We start from the raw sequence: 14188 nt of genomic DNA, 5'->3' as shown, positions 1-14188 counted from the left end.
GTTCCCCTTCCCTATTTGCGAAGTTTCAAAGGTTCAGCTCAGAGTCGCGGCCTGGAGGGCCACGCCGCCGCAGTTCTCGTCGAACGTCGCGCCGGTGATCCACTTGATCGAGATCTTGCCAGTAGCCGATCCGCGGTAGGAAACGACGTAGGCAGTTGTCCCCATCGACTCCCCGCGGGCTGCGAAGGAGTCGGTGTAGGGCTCCCCGCCGGTGCTGAGTTCGATGCGCAGGTCGCCCCGCGCCTTCATCGCGCCGACGTACAGCCGCAGGGTGTGCGACCCGGTCCCGGCCGGTGCCGAGAGGGTGAATCCATGCCCGGTTCCGCAGGTCGTAACGCCGCTGGTGGCGCCGCCGGCCGGGGATCCGGTCCAGGTGAAGCGCTGCGGGCTGGAGGTGTGCCGCAGCCGTGGCTCGCCGGGGGTGCCCTCGAGGATGGTGAATTTACCGCCGCTGTCGCGTTCGAGCGAGAACCGGCCCTTCTCGCCCCAGTGCACCCAGTCGATCTCGCCCTCGGCGGCCAGGTCGACGGTGTCACCGATCGGCACCTGCTCGACGACGATCTCGTTGACCGGGGTCATCGACGGGCTCGGCGACATGCTGGGTATCGGGATCGGGACCTGCTCGGCCGGTTCGGCGGCGACCGTCGGCGGCGCCTCGACGGGCTCGTCGCCGCCGGCGCCGGCGTGGATCGCCCAGCCGACCGCCACGACGACGAGGACGCCGGCCAGGATGACCGCGCCCTGCTGGAGGTGCTCGGGTAGGTGACGCCGTCCTCCGGGATCGGGCAGAGGCAAGGATCCTCCAGATCTCGGGGCGGGCAGGAGCGGTAAACGATCTCATCCCGGCCGCCCCGGGTGAAGAGGGGGCGGCGGGTCGGGCACGTACGGTGGATCGCCCACCTCGGCGATTCGGAGGAGGTTCTTCGCCGGGTTCCCGCCCGTTGCGAGTAGCGTGTCCGGAGTTTCCGACTTGCCGACCGGGAGATCAACGAATGAGCGACATGATCACGTCCACCAGCAAGCGCCGCGGACAGGCCATCGCCGGGGTGATCACTGGCATCGTCGTCTTCGCCATTCTGGTGGTGGTCTTCATCCTGGTCCGGCAGGACCCGAAGGACCCGGATCCGGCCCCGGCCGCCGCGCCGGCCACGATGGCCGCCGAGACGATCACCGACGAGCCGGTCGTCACCACCGGCACCGGCACGCTCAGCGATCTGGTGATCAAGGAGCGGATCCCGGGCACCGGCCCGGTGGTGAAGGCCGGGCAGACGATCAGCGTCAACTACAAGCTGATCGGTTACACCTCCGGTGAGGAGATGGACTCGTCGTGGAAGGGCGGCAAGTCGTCGCCGATCAGCTTCCAGATCGGCACCGGCCAGCTGATCCAGGGCTGGGACAAGGGCATCCCCGGGCAGAAGGTGGGCAGCCGCATCCAGCTAGACGTGCCGGCCGCCCTCGCCTACGGCCCGGAGAAGGGCGACCTGCGGTTCGTCGTCGACATCCTGTCGGCGCAGTAGCCCTACAACTCGGTAGCCCTACAACTCGCTCACGATCACGTCGAGCCGCCGTGGCCCGCCCGCCGGGCCCGGCTGCTCCTCGATCGTGAACTTCAGGTCGCGCAGGGCGGTGATCAGCTCGTCCACCGTGTCCGGCGCGGCCTGCTCGACCGCCAGCGCACGAACCAGCCGGCCCTTGGTGGCCTTGTTGAAGTGGCTGACCACCGACCGCTTCGCGACCCCGCCGACGACCCGCTCGTGCAGCACCCGCAGGACCGCCGCGTTCGCGCCGGGCGCCCACATCGCGGCGTAGGCGCCGGACCGCAGATCCAGCACCGGCGCCTCGGCGGTCGCCTCGTCGAGAGCCTTCTGCAAACCCTTCTTCCAGTACGGCGTGAGCCCGCCGATGCCAGGAAGAGTGACACCGACCGAACACCGGTACGCCGGGATCGCGTCGCCGAGCCGCACCACACCCCAGAGCCCGGAGAACACCACGGCGGTACGGTCCAGCCAGTCCTTCTCGGCGCCCGCCAACTCCGCCGCGCCGAGCGCCTCGTAGAGCACGCCGGTGTAGACCTGAGCGGCCGGAGCGGCGGGCGCGGTGAGCAGTTCGGTGTTCCGGGTGATCTCGCCCCGCTGCCCGTCGCTGAGCCCCAGCACGGCGAGGCTGTCCGCGATCGATCGCGCACTGGTGCGCCCGCACAGGGCGACGAGTCTCTTCAGCACCCGGGTGCGGGCGGCGGCCAGCGACGGCAGCCACAGCGACGACGGGTCGACGGGCGGGCCGTCCGGGGCGGGCGTCTTGCCCTCGGACGGCGGAAGCAGGATGAGCACGTCGAGACCTTAGCGCCGCCGCCTACCGGCCGACGGTCACGGTCGTCTTCACGCTGGCCCGGTCGATCTCGCTGACCCGGATCGTGAACACCAGCTCGTAGGTGCCGGCCAGCGGGAACGCCAGCGACCCGAGCGCCTGGTTGGTCGGCAGGATCCCGGCGATCGGCTGTGGCACCGCCTCCAGCGCCGGATCGGTGAGCCGCGCCGACAACTCCCACTCCTCGGCCTGCATCGGCGCGCCGTCCGGCCGGTAGAGGAACGCGTGCACCGTGTTGTACTCGCCCAGCTCGACCGGGTAGATGTTGAACTGCACGGTGTAGAGGTTGCTGGTCAGTGTCTCGGACATGCCCTTGCCACTGACCGCCTTCTCGTTGGCGGCGGCGCTGCGGCCCGGGTCGACCTGCACCAGCACCGAGCTCAGCGCCAGGATCAGCACGCTGGCGACCACCTCGACGCCGACCGTGCGCCGCAGCCCGCGGCCGTTGCGGGCCCGGTTGACCATCCGGCGGGCGCCCGCCGCCGCGGCCAGCACCCCGGCCAGAACGCCGACCTTGACCATCAGCAGCTGCCCGTAGTCGGTCCGCCACAGCGCCGGCACCGAGCCGAGCTGCACGACCGCCTGCACCGCACCGGCCATGACCAGCCAGATCACCGCGAGCATGGCCCACCGGGACCACACCGGCAGCAACACGCCGAGCATCCGCTCGTGCGTGCCACGCAGCAGGAAGACACTGAGCGTCACCAGGCCGCCGAGCCATGCGGCCATCGCCGCCATGTGCACCACCCCGGCCGTGATCGTCACCGGTGGTAGCGGAACGGCGATGGCATGTCCGGTCATCGGCCACGTCGCCAGCCCGGCCGCGCCGAGCCCGAGCACCGTCCAGGCCCGCGCTTTACGCGGCGTCACCTGTGGTTTCGGCTTCGCTGCGGGCGCCGGTTCCGGCGCGGGGGCGCCGGCGCCGACCAGAACGGCGGCGGGCACGGTCTGCGCAACCGTCACGGTCCGTCGTGGCCGGCGCAGCAGAGGCGGCAGCAGTACGGCCAGAGCACCCAGCACGAGCAGGCGCCCGAGTAGCAGCAGCCCGTACTGACTGGCCACCACCTCGGTGAACTCCTCGGCCGTCAACGTCCAGATGGGCGCGCCGGAACCCTGCTGTGCCTGGGTGCCGAGGGCGCCGAGAGTGGCCGCCGCGGTGAGCGCCAGACCGATCCGGATCATCCGCAGGGCACCCGCCCGGGAGCGCCGGGGCGGCCACAGGAACGCCAGGAACAGCGCCGGGCCGACGATCAGCGTGACCCCGGCGTACCCGATGGTCTTGAGAAGGGGGACGGCGACCGCGACCGACGGATGCGGCCCGGTGGTCGCGGCGGGCTCCTCGGGGCGGGCCGACGGCGCGCCGACCGAGAAGGTGATCGCGCCGCCGACCGGGTGGCTGTCGGCCGAGATGACCCGGAAGCTGATCAGGTAGGTGCCCAGCGGCTTGCCCGCCTTGCGGACCGGGATGCGCAGCACGTTGCCGCCGCCCTGGACCTTCCCGGAGATCCGCTCGCCGTCCGGGGCGATCACCTGCACCCGGCCCTCGACCGGGGTCACCGGCTCGCTGAAGGTCACGGTCACCTCGGACGGCGAGGTGCCGATCACACTTCCCGGCGCGGGATTCGAGCCGACCGTCGCGGCGTGCGCCGAGGCGGGCGATGCGGGCAGGACGAGAACGGCGGTCAGCAGCACGAACAGAAAGGCGAGCACCCGGGTCACATGGGGTAGTTCGTATCGGCGTCGGGAAAGGTTCAAGTAGGCGGTGTGGATACGATCCGTTACAGCGCCTGACCCCGCCACCGAGGAGGCCGTCATGTCCGTCCACCCCCGTGCAGGCCTGCCGGCCGAGCCGTCCGAGCTGATCGATGTTCCCCAGGTCATCTCGCGTTACTACACCGAGCACCCGGACCCGGCGGAGGCGGGGCAGCGGGTCGCGTTCGGCACCTCCGGGCACCGCGGCTCCAGCCTGCGGACCGCCTTCAACGAGGACCATATCGCCGCGACCAGCCAGGCGATCGTGGAGTACCGGCGCGACCAGGGCACCACCGGCCCGCTCTTCCTGGGCCGGGACACGCACGCACTGAGTGAGCCGGCGCTGATCACCGCGCTCGAGGTGTTCGCCGCCAACGACGTGACGGTGCTGGTCGACAGCCGCGACCGGTACACGCCGACTCCCGCGCTGTCGCACGCGATCCTGCGGTGGAACTCCGGCAATGCGGCGCGGGCGGACGGCGTGGTGGTCACCCCGTCACACAATCCGCCCGATGACGGTGGTTTCAAATACAACCCGCCGAACGGCGGCCCGGCCGACACCGACGCCACCGGGTGGATCCAGGACCGAGCGAACGCGTTGATCGCCGCCGGTCTCAAGGAGGTCCGCCGAGCGGCCCGGCCACAGAGCCCGGAGAAGTACGACTACCTGGGCAACTACGTCGACGACCTGCCCAACGTGATCGACGTCGAGGCGATCCGCAACGCCGGGGTGCGGATCGGGGCCGACCCGCTCGGCGGCGCCAGCGTCGACTACTGGGGTGAGATCGCCTCCCGCCACGGCCTGGACCTGACCGTGGTCAACCCGCTCGTCGATCCGCGGTTCGGGTTCATGACCCTGGACTGGGACGGCAAGATCCGGATGGACTGCTCCTCGCCGTACGCGATGGCGTCGTTGATCGAGCAGAAGGACCGGTTCCAGATCGCGACGGGCAACGACGCCGACGCCGACCGGCACGGCATCGTCACCCCCGACGGCGGCCTGATGAACCCCAACCACTACCTCGCGGTCGCCATCGCGTACCTCTACGCCTCCCGCGACGGCTGGCCGTCCGGCGCCGGCATCGGCAAGACCCTGGTCTCCTCCTCGATGATCGACCGGGTCGCCGCCGACCTGGGCCGCCGCCTCGACGAGGTGCCGGTCGGCTTCAAATGGTTCGTGCCGGGCCTGCTCGACGGCTCGATCGGGTTCGGCGGCGAGGAGAGCGCCGGCGCGTCGTTCCTGCGCCGCGACGGCGGGCCGTGGAGCACCGACAAGGACGGCATCATCCTCGACCTGCTGGCCTCGGAGATCCTCGCGGTGACCGGGCGATCGCCGAGCGAGCACTACCGGGAGCTGACCGCCCGGTTCGGCGCGCCCGCCTACGCCCGGATCGACGCCCCGGCCACCCCGGCCGAGAAAGCCGTGCTCGGCAAGCTGTCGCCGTCCCAGGTGACCGCCTCCTCGCTGGCCGGGGAGGCGATCACCGCGGTGCTGACCAGCGCGCCCGGCAACGGCGCGGCGATCGGCGGCCTCAAGGTGGTCACCGGATCCGGCTGGTTCGCCGCCCGCCCGTCCGGCACCGAGGACGTGTACAAGATCTACGCCGAGTCGTTCCAGGGGCCCGGCCACCTGGCCCGGATCCAGGAGGAGGCGCGTGCAGTGGTCTCCGCCGCACTTGCCGGGTGAGGGTTCGTCTCAGGTCGACGGCTCCCGCGCCGACAGTCAGTCGTAAGCAGACCGGCTGATCCGGGCAGGAGCCGTACGAGACCGATGACCGCACCCGAGAGCGCCTCCGAGTCCCGGCTACCGGCCGGTGGACTGGTACCCGTGCTGGTCGCGGTCTGGGCGAACATCGGCGTGCTGGTGTGGATGCTGATCCGCGACGCCGACGACGTGCGGTGGGGCTACGTCGGCGGCCCGTTCGCGCTGGCCGCCGCCACCTACGCCGGTCACCGGGTGGTCCGGGTGGCCGAGCTGCCCCGGCCGGTGCGGGTCTTCTGGCGCCGCCTGGAGATCGCCGCCCTGGCGCTGACCATCACCTCGATCATCACGCTGGCCCGGGCCAACAACAACGCCGGCATGTCGCTGTGGGTCGCGCTGCCGATGCTGGTCGGCGTCGGCTGGCTGATGACCGCCTTCCTCGGGCTGCCCGGCCCGCGCCGGACCGCCCTGCACTGGCTGCGCGGCACCCTGGACACCCTCACCGTCGCCATCGCCAGCGGCCTGATCTTCTGGTACGTGGTGCTCGACCTGGCCCCCGCCGGCACGTCGCTGACCAACAAGGTGGTCGCCGCGGTCGTCGGGGTCGGCGGGGTGCTGCTGCTCGTCGTGGTCGGCAAGGCCGCCGCCGCGCCGGAGACGGTCGTCCACCCGGCCGCGCTGCGCGTGCTCACCACCGGCCCGCTCACCTGCGTCGCCGGCACCATCCTGCTGATCGCCGGCGACGACCTGTCCCGGCTGGCGTTGTCGGTGCTGGCCCTCCCGCTCACCGGCGCCGCCATGTGCGTCGGCGCCCACCTCCAGCGCCGCGCTCTGAACCAGCCGTCGCAGCTGTCGTTCCCGGCCCGGTCGGTGTTCAACATGCTGCCGTTCGTGGCCGTGGTCGCCACGGCCGGCCTGGTCATCACGGTCAGTGCCCAGGACATGACCGCCCGCCAGCGGGTGGTGATCATCGGAGCGCTCCTGATCACCGGCTGTGTCGTCGCCCGCCAGCTGCTCAGCCTGCGCGAGAACACCATGGCGCTGCGCGGGATCCGCCGCCAGCAGGACGAGCTCGAACGGCTCGCGCTCAGCGACAACCTGACCGGACTGCCCAACCGCACCCGGTTCCTGGTCGCCGTCGGCGAGCGCCTGGACGCCGGGCTGCCGGTCACCGCCGTCCTGATCGACGTCGACGACTTCAAGATGATCAACGACACGATCGGCCCGGCCGCCGGCGACCAGCTGCTCTTCCAGGTGTCCCAGCGGCTGCGCGACAGGTGCACGGCCGAGGAGATGCCGGCCCGGCTCGGCGGGGACGAGTTCGCTGTGCTTCTGCCCGACGGCGACCCGGTCGCCGCCGAAGCCGCCGCCAACCGGCTCCTGCTCGCCCTGGCCGACCCGTTCCGCATCGGCGAGCAGCAGCTGCTGCTGCACGCCAGCGCCGGCATCGCGATCGCCGACACCGGCGAGGGCGCCGACGAGGTGCTGCGCAACGCCGACATCGCGATGTACGCGGCCAAGGAGAGCGGAAAGGCCTCCTTCGTCCGGTTCGAGCCGCGTATGCGCGACGAGATGATGAACCACGCCACGGTCGCCGGCGAGCTGCGCAACGGCATCGCCCGCGGCGAGCTGCGGCTGCTCTACCAGCCCGTCTTCGACCTGGTCACCGGCCGGCTGCACGGCTGTGAGGCGCTGGTCCGCTGGCAGCACCCGGTCCGCGGGTTCGTGTCGCCGGCCGAGTTCATCCCGGTCGCCGAACGCTCCGGGCTGATCGTCCCGCTCGGCGCGTGGGTGCTGCGCGAGGCGTGCGAGCAGATGGCCCAGTGGCGCTCCCAGTTCGGTGACGGCGCCGTCGAGGCGGTCAACGTCAACGTGGCCGTGCGGCAGCTGCGGTCGGCGACGTTCGTCGACGAGGTCGCGGCCGTGCTCAGCGAGACCGGTCTCACCTCGAACGACGTGATCCTGGAGGTCACCGAGTCGTCGGTGGTCGACGGCTGGCAGGTCCAGGAGACCCTGCAAGGACTGCACGACATGGGCGTGCGGCTGGCGCTCGACGACTTCGGCACCGGCCAGTCGTCGCTCAGCCTGCTCCGCGCGTTCCCGGTCGACGTGCTCAAACTCGACAAGTCGTTCGTCGACGGGATCGCCGACGGCGCCGACCGTGGCCGGCTCGCGGTGGCCGCCGCGGTCGCCCAGCTCGCCGAGCACCTCCAGCTCAAGGCGGTCGCCGAGGGCATCGAGAACCAGGAACAGCTGGACCGGCTGCGCGACATGGGATACCGGTACGGCCAGGGCTTCTTCATGGCCAAGCCGCTGCCCGCCGCCGACTGCGGCGCGCTGATGGCGGCGGATCCGGTCAGCGCCGCCTGAGGGGTAATCGGCTGGACCTCAACCCGGGTGCACGTACTACCGTGCAGTCCATGACCGTCATCACCGGCCATGTGCGCACCTTCTACCAGCTGCTGGTCAACACCGGGCTGGTGTCGGTCATCAACTTCAGCGTCTGGTTCGCCGTCACCTTCTGGACGTACCTCCAGACGAAATCGGTCTTCGCCACCGGCGTCATCTCCGGCATCTTCCTGGTGCTGACCGCGCTGACCGGCATCTGGTTCGGCAGCCTCGTCGACGGGCACCGCAAGAAGACCGCCCTGCAGGGGTCGGCCGTCGCCTCCCTCGGGCTGTACGCGGCCGCTCTCGCCGTCTACCTGGCCGTCCCGGAGGAGGCGTTCCACGATCCGGCCGACGCCCGGCTCTGGGCGTTCGTGCTGCTGCTGATGTCCGGGGTGATCGCCGGCAACATCCGCACCATCGCCCTGCCCACCCTGGTCACCCTGCTCATCGACGAGGACCGGCGGGACCGGGCCAACGGCCTGGTCGGCACGGTCTCCGGCACCACCTTCCTGGTCACCTCGGTGATCAGTGGCGTGCTGGTCGCCTTCGACGGCATGTTCTCGATCCTCGTGCTGGCGCTCGTGGTGCTCGCGCTCTCGATCGTGCACATGTCCTTCGTGACGATCCCCGAGCGGGAGGTCGCCCACGACGACCCGGCCGCCGCCCCGGGAGTGGACCTGCGCGGGACTCTGCGGATCATCGGCGGGGTCCCCGGGCTGCCCGCGCTGATCCTGTTCTCCACGTTCAACAACTTCCTCGGTGGCGTGTTCATGGCGCTGGCCGACGCGTACGGGCTGTCGCTGGTCTCGGTGCAGGCGTGGGGGCTGCTCTGGGGGGTGCTCAGCACCGGGTTCATCGTCGGCGGGCTGCTCGTGGCGCGTACCGGCCTCGGGTCCCGCCCGGTCCGGCTGCTCCTGCTGATCAACGTGGTGCTCTGGATGATCATCCTGATCTTCCCGCTCTGGGCGTCGATCATCCCGATGGCCGTCGGCATGTACCTGTACATGCTGCTGATGCCCTACGCCGAGGCCGCCGAGCAGACCATCCTGCAGCGGGTGGTGCCCTACGAGCGGCAGGGCCGGGTCTTCGGCCTGGCGCAGAGCGTCGAGCAGGCCGCGTCACCGTTGACCGCGTTCCTCATCTCGCCGATCACGCAGTTCGTGTTCATCCCGTTCATGAGCGACGGCGGCGCCGGGGCGGACGCCATCGGCTCCTGGTTCGGCACCGGCCCGGACCGCGGGATGGCCCTGGTCTTCGTGCTCACCGGGATCATCGGGGTGATCGCCACGGCGCTCGCCCTGGCCAGCCGCCCCTACCGGTCGCTCAGCGGCCGCGTCGCCGAGGACTCCCCGGCCCCCGCCGCAGTCTGACCCCCGATCCCGCCCGGTCTTCCGGCCCCGACCGGCCACTCGCGCGGCCTCAGCGCGTCCTTTCCTCAGGCGTCGGCCCCGGCCGCCGATCTGGCTGAGTCGGGAGAAACCGGGACGGACGGAAGGGCACACCATGGGATGGCCACGTGCGACGGCGCCGGCATGGCCCGTGCATGTGGGACTGGTGGTGCTGGCGGCGATCAGCGCCACCGGGTACGGCCTGGCCGACCCGGAACTGCGCAAGGTCATCTTCGCCCTGGTCACGGCCGTGCCGATCGTCACCTACCTGCTGGCCCTCGGCGCCCGGCACCTCACCGACCGGCTGCCCTGGCTGGCCGCCGTCGCCGGGCTCGGCTTCCTCACCGTCGGCACCGTGCTCTGGCCGGACTGGATCCCCGAGCATCACTTCGGCAGCGCCGAGGGATCCACCACCGACCTGGTGATGGCGTCGGCGCACCTGGTCTTCCTGCTCAGCGCCGCGAGCGCGCTGCGCCGGCACGGCCGTACCGATCCCGGCGGCCTCATCGACGCCGCCCTGTTCGGTCTCTGCGCCGCCGGCCCGCTCTGGGAATGGCTGATCGGCCCCCACCTGGGGCCGGCCGCCACCGACCTCGGCAAGGCGCTGCTGCTCAGTGACGTGCTCGTGCTCGCCGCGGTGCTCGGCTGCCTGATCCGGATCGGCGTCACCGCCCGCGGCGCCCGCGGACCGCTCGGCTACCTGGTGCTCACCGCCACGCTCACCCTGGCCAACGACGTGGTCGCGGTGCTGACCGTGCACGGCAGCTCGATCTGGACCGCCCAGATCATGATGCTGGCCTACCTGACCCTCGCCGCTCCGGCCGTCCTGCCGACCGCCCCGCTGATCACCGAACCCGGGCCGGCCCCGGCCGGCGTGCGTCACCCGCCGCTGGGCTGGCTCGGCGCCGCCCTGTGTGCCAACCCGCTGATCGCGGCCGTCCAGGCGATCCGCGCCGACGGCCCGGCCAGCGTGGTCCTGCCGGTCAGCACGATGATCGTGGTGCCGATGGTGGTGCTGCGGCTCCGGCTGCTGTCGGTGCAGCGGGCCGCCGCCGAACAGACCCTCGCCCACCAGGCGCACCACGACGACCTGACCGGGCTCTACAACAGGCGGCACATCGTCACCAGGATCGACGAGGCGCTGGCCGCCCTGGACCGGGGCGCGATCACCGAGGTCACCGTGCTGCTGTGCGATCTGGACGGCTTCAAGCCCGTCAACGACAGGTACGGCCACCAGGCCGGCGACCTCGTGCTGCAAACCGTCGCGCAGCGCCTGACCGCGGCGGCCGGACCGGACAGCGCCGTCGGCCGGCTCGGTGGCGACGAGTTCGTCGTCGTCCAGTGCGGCGGTGAGCGCCTGGCCGACCGGATCGCCGCGCTCGTCGGCGAACCCATCGAGGTGCCCGGCGGCATCGTGCAGATCGGCGCGTCGGTCGGCGCCGCCACCGCCTGGCCCGGCGACGGCGGCGACCGGGAGAGCCTCATCGCCCGGGCCGACGCCGCGATGTACGCCGTGAAGGCGCGCCCCGCGACGCCGGCGACCGTCTAGCCGGTCAGGCGTCCACCTCGGGACGGCCCTCGGCGGCCCACAGGGTGTGGAACGAGCCCGGCTTGTCCACCCGGTGGTAGGTGTGCGCGCCGAAGAAGTCACGCTGGCCCTGGATCAGGGCGGCCGGCAGGCGCTCGGCCCGCAGGCTGTCGTAGTAGGCCAGCGCCGACGAGAAGCCCGGCGCCGGGATGCCCTGCTGCGCGGCGGTCACCACGACCCGGCGCCACGCGTCCTGGGCGCCTGCCACCGCGTCCTGGAAGTACGAGTCCACCAGCAGCGTCGGCAGAGCGGGGTTCTTGTCGTACGCCTGCTTGATGAAGTCCAGGAACTTGGCCCGGATGATGCAGCCGGCCCGCCAGATCTTCGCCATCGCGCCCGGGTCGATGTCCCAGCCGTACTCCTTGCTGGCCGCCTGGATCTGCTGGAAGCCCTGCGCGTAGGCCACGATCTTCGACGCGAACAGCGCCTGCTCGACGTCGGCCTGCAGATCGCCGGCGTGCTGGGCGCTGGACCCCGGGCCCGGCAGGCCCGCCGTCACGGCGGCCTCGCGCTCGGTCGCGCCACCGGAGATCGCGCGGGCGAACACCGACTCGGCGATACCGGACACCGGCACACCCAGGTCGAGGGCGGCCTGCACGGTCCAGCGGCCGGTGCCCTTCTGCTCGGCCCGGTCCAGCACGATGTCCACGAACGGCTTGCCGGTCGCCGCGTCCACCTGCTTGAGCACCTCGGCGGTGATCTCGATCAGGTACGAGCCCAGCCGGCCCTCGTTCCAGCCCTGGAAGATGCCGGCGATGTCGGCCGGGGAGTACCCGCCCACCTGGCGCAGCAGGTCGTACGCCTCGGCGATGAGCTGCATGTCGGCGTACTCGATGCCGTTGTGCACCATCTTCACGAAGTGACCGGCGCCGTCCGGGCCGACGTGCACGCAGCACGCCTCACCGTCCACCTTCGCCGCGATGTCCTCCAGCAGCGGGCCCAGCGCCTCGTACGACTCCTTCGGCCCGCCCGGCATGATGCTCGGGCCGTGCAGCGCGCCCTCCTCGCCACCGGAGACACCGGCGCCGACGAAGTGCAGGCCCTTCGCCTTCAGCGCCGCCTCCCGCCGCCGGGTGTCCGCGTAGTGCGCGTTACCCGCGTCGATCAGCATGTCGCCCTCTTCGAGCAGTGGAGCGAACTCGTCGATCACGGCGTCGGTGGCCGGGCCGGCCTTGACCATGATGACGACGCGTCGCGGGCGCTCCAGGCTCGCCACGAACTGCTCGGCCGTCTCGGCCGGCAGGAAGGCGCCCTCGTGGCCGAATTCCTCGACCAGCTCCTTGGTGCGGCCGTAGGAGCGGTTGTGCAACGCCACGGTGTGCCCGTGCCGGGCGAAGTTCCGGGCCAGGTTACGGCCCATCACCGCCAGGCCGGTGACACCGATCTGCGCCTTTTGCGACATCGACTACGTCCTTCCTAGTTACCCGCCCGTTACGGGCCCCGCGGTCATTCTTACGGGAACGGGGCCTTTGCGGTTCGATCACGTCCACGTGGTGAGCATGCTCAAGTCTGCGCCGTGGCGGCCGATCGCACAGCCGTGACCCGCTACTCCGGCATGGCGGCCTTCCTCGGCGTCGGCCTCGCCTGCACGGCGGCCGTGCCCGTGGTGGCCTCGTCCGACCGGCTCTGGCTGTTCCTCCTGGTGTCGGTGCTCGACGTCGCCGGGGCCGGATGGCTGCTGCGCCGGGTTCCGCGGGGCGACCGGCTGCCGTACGGCCTGCTGCTGGTCGGCGCCGTCTGGATGGTGGCCAGCAACGTCACGTCGCTGTCCGGGGTGACCGCCTCGGTCGCCGACCTGGTCCTCGCCGTCGGCAACCTGCACATGCTCGCCGCCGCGGTCGCCCTGGTCCTCCGGCGCGGCCGCAACGACATCGGCGGCCTCATCGACGCCGCGGTGGCCGCGATCGTCGCCGCCGCCCTCATCTGGACCCTGCTGCTGCAACCCGTCCTCGACGAGGCGGGCGTCGACCTGCTGTTGCAGGCCAGCCTGCTCGCCACGGTGCTGCTGCTGTCCGGCGTCCTCGGCATGCTGATCCGGGTGCTGCACACGTCCCGGCCCCGGCCCGTGCCCCTGCTGCTGCTCGCCGCCGCGGTCCTCACCGATCTGATCGCCAGCGTCGCCGCGATCTTCGTGACCGGCACCGTCACCGCGCAGACCTCGGGCTACCACGAGATGATCTTCATGGTCAGCTATGTGCTGCTCGGCCTGGCCGTCCTGCACCCGGCCGCGCCGCTGATCGCCCGCCCCGGCCCGGTCCCGCCGGACCGCCTCCGCACCGCCCGGGTCATGCTGCTCACCGCCGCGGTCACGGTCGTGCCCACCGTCTCCGGCATCCGCGAGATCCTCGACATCCAGGGCGACGCCGCCCTGCTCACCGTCGGCAACCTGCTGATCGTCGGGCTTGTCGCGTTCCGGGTCGCCCGCCTCGGCCGTCAGCGCGAGGAGGCCGAACAGCAGCTCCGCCACCAGGCCACCCACGACCTGCTGACCGGCCTGCCCAACCGCGCCGAACTCTGGCACCACCTGGACGCCGCCCTCGCCGCCGAACAGCGCGCCGGCCGCCCGTCGGTGGTCCTGCTGTTCTGCGACCTGAACGGCTTCAAACAGGTCAACGACCGTCTCGGCCACCTCGCCGGCGACGACCTGCTCACCGAGGTCGCGGCCCGGTTGCGTACCGCCGGCGCGTTCACCGCACGTTACGGCGGCGACGAGTTCGTCCTGCTCTGCGACGACCCGGACCAGGCCGCCGCGGCCCGCCGCCTCACCGCCCACCTGCACCGCGCCCTGACCCCACCGATCCTGGTGGCCGGCGAACACGTCCGGGTGGGCGCCAGCATCGGCGCGGTCCTCTCCGACACGACCCTCGACGCCGACGAGCTGATCCGCCGGGCCGACGAGGCGATGTACACCGAGAAGGCCACCCGCCGGGCCGCCTGAGCCCGTCCCGCCGGGCAGTCACGCCGCCCGGCCTGAGCCAGTCACGCCGGGCGCGAACCCGG

At 71.6% G+C, this 14188-nt stretch carries 10 protein-coding genes; 6 read left to right on the top strand and 4 right to left on the bottom strand.

The window, feature by feature from the left end; translation table 11 throughout:
• Nucleotides 1-33 precede the first annotated feature (33 nt).
• The gene (locus tag AB0E94_RS36970) at nt 34-795 is read right to left on the bottom strand and encodes a hypothetical protein (protein WP_360336158.1); all 762 of its coding nucleotides are present in this window, start codon (nt 793-795) and stop codon (nt 34-36) included.
• 197 nt (nt 796-992) lie between these two features.
• Here AB0E94_RS36970 and AB0E94_RS36965 point away from each other — a divergent pair, with 197 nt between their 5' ends.
• Nucleotides 993-1517 (top strand): FKBP-type peptidyl-prolyl cis-trans isomerase, encoded by a 525-nt coding sequence (locus tag AB0E94_RS36965; protein WP_360336156.1) that lies wholly within the window; start codon nt 993-995, stop codon nt 1515-1517.
• An 18-nt stretch (nt 1518-1535) separates the two neighbouring features.
• Here the strand turns inward: AB0E94_RS36965 and yaaA are convergent, their stop codons facing one another.
• Together yaaA and AB0E94_RS36955 are read right to left on the bottom strand one after the other, a co-directional pair.
• Nucleotides 1536-2330 (bottom strand): peroxide stress protein YaaA, encoded by a 795-nt coding sequence (gene yaaA, locus AB0E94_RS36960; protein WP_360336154.1) that lies wholly within the window; start codon nt 2328-2330, stop codon nt 1536-1538.
• Between the two features lie 22 nt (nt 2331-2352).
• Nucleotides 2353-4077 (bottom strand): copper resistance protein CopC, encoded by a 1725-nt coding sequence (locus AB0E94_RS36955; RefSeq protein ID WP_360336152.1) that lies wholly within the window; start codon nt 4075-4077, stop codon nt 2353-2355.
• A 103-nt stretch (nt 4078-4180) separates the two neighbouring features.
• On the opposite strand from AB0E94_RS36955, the gene pgm reads away from it, so the two are divergent.
• The 4 genes from pgm to AB0E94_RS36935 all read left to right on the top strand — a co-directional run bounded on the left by pgm (nt 4181) and on the right by AB0E94_RS36935 (nt 11149).
• Entirely contained in the window at nt 4181-5806 is a 1626-nt protein-coding gene (gene pgm, locus AB0E94_RS36950; RefSeq protein ID WP_360336150.1) for a phosphoglucomutase (alpha-D-glucose-1,6-bisphosphate-dependent), read from the top strand.
• Between the two features lie 84 nt (nt 5807-5890).
• Nucleotides 5891-8191, top strand: coding sequence for an EAL domain-containing protein (locus AB0E94_RS36945; RefSeq protein ID WP_360336148.1), 2301 nt, complete (start codon nt 5891-5893; stop codon nt 8189-8191).
• Nucleotides 8192-8241: 50 nt separating this feature from the next.
• On the top strand, nt 8242-9582 hold the full coding sequence (locus AB0E94_RS36940) for an MFS transporter (RefSeq protein WP_360336146.1): 1341 nt from the start codon (nt 8242-8244) through the stop codon (nt 9580-9582).
• A gap of 169 nt (nt 9583-9751) precedes the next feature.
• The gene (locus AB0E94_RS36935) at nt 9752-11149 is read left to right on the top strand and encodes a GGDEF domain-containing protein (protein ID WP_360336144.1); all 1398 of its coding nucleotides are present in this window, start codon (nt 9752-9754) and stop codon (nt 11147-11149) included.
• A 4-nt stretch (nt 11150-11153) separates the two neighbouring features.
• Here AB0E94_RS36935 and gndA read toward each other — a convergent pair whose 3' ends face one another.
• Nucleotides 11154-12590: an NADP-dependent phosphogluconate dehydrogenase gene (gndA, locus tag AB0E94_RS36930; RefSeq protein WP_360336142.1), complete on the bottom strand. Its 1437-nt coding sequence runs from the start codon at nt 12588-12590 to the stop codon at nt 11154-11156.
• Nucleotides 12591-12704: 114 nt separating this feature from the next.
• On the opposite strand from gndA, the gene AB0E94_RS36925 reads away from it, so the two are divergent.
• Nucleotides 12705-14126 (top strand): GGDEF domain-containing protein, encoded by a 1422-nt coding sequence (locus AB0E94_RS36925; protein ID WP_360336140.1) that lies wholly within the window; start codon nt 12705-12707, stop codon nt 14124-14126.
• The last annotated feature ends 62 nt before the right edge of the window (nt 14127-14188 follow it).

It is taken from the genome of Actinoplanes sp. NPDC026670 (assembly GCF_040638175.1).
GTDB lineage: Bacteria > Actinomycetota > Actinomycetes > Mycobacteriales > Micromonosporaceae > Actinoplanes.
Note: the sequence above shows the minus strand (reverse complement) of the source record. Positions and strands in the feature narration are given on the sequence as shown.

Excerpts from the sequence above, each read along its gene's own strand:
- AB0E94_RS36940 (WP_360336146.1), top strand. The coding sequence starts at position 8,242 with ATGACCGTCATCACCGGCCATGTGCGCACCTTCTACCAGCTGCTGGTC.
- gndA (WP_360336142.1), bottom strand. The coding sequence starts at position 12,590 with ATGTCGCAAAAGGCGCAGATCGGTGTCACCGGCCTGGCGGTGATGGGC.
- AB0E94_RS36965 (WP_360336156.1), top strand. The coding sequence starts at position 993 with ATGAGCGACATGATCACGTCCACCAGCAAGCGCCGCGGACAGGCCATC.
- pgm (WP_360336150.1), top strand. The coding sequence starts at position 4,181 with ATGTCCGTCCACCCCCGTGCAGGCCTGCCGGCCGAGCCGTCCGAGCTG.
- AB0E94_RS36945 (WP_360336148.1), top strand. The coding sequence starts at position 5,891 with ATGACCGCACCCGAGAGCGCCTCCGAGTCCCGGCTACCGGCCGGTGGA.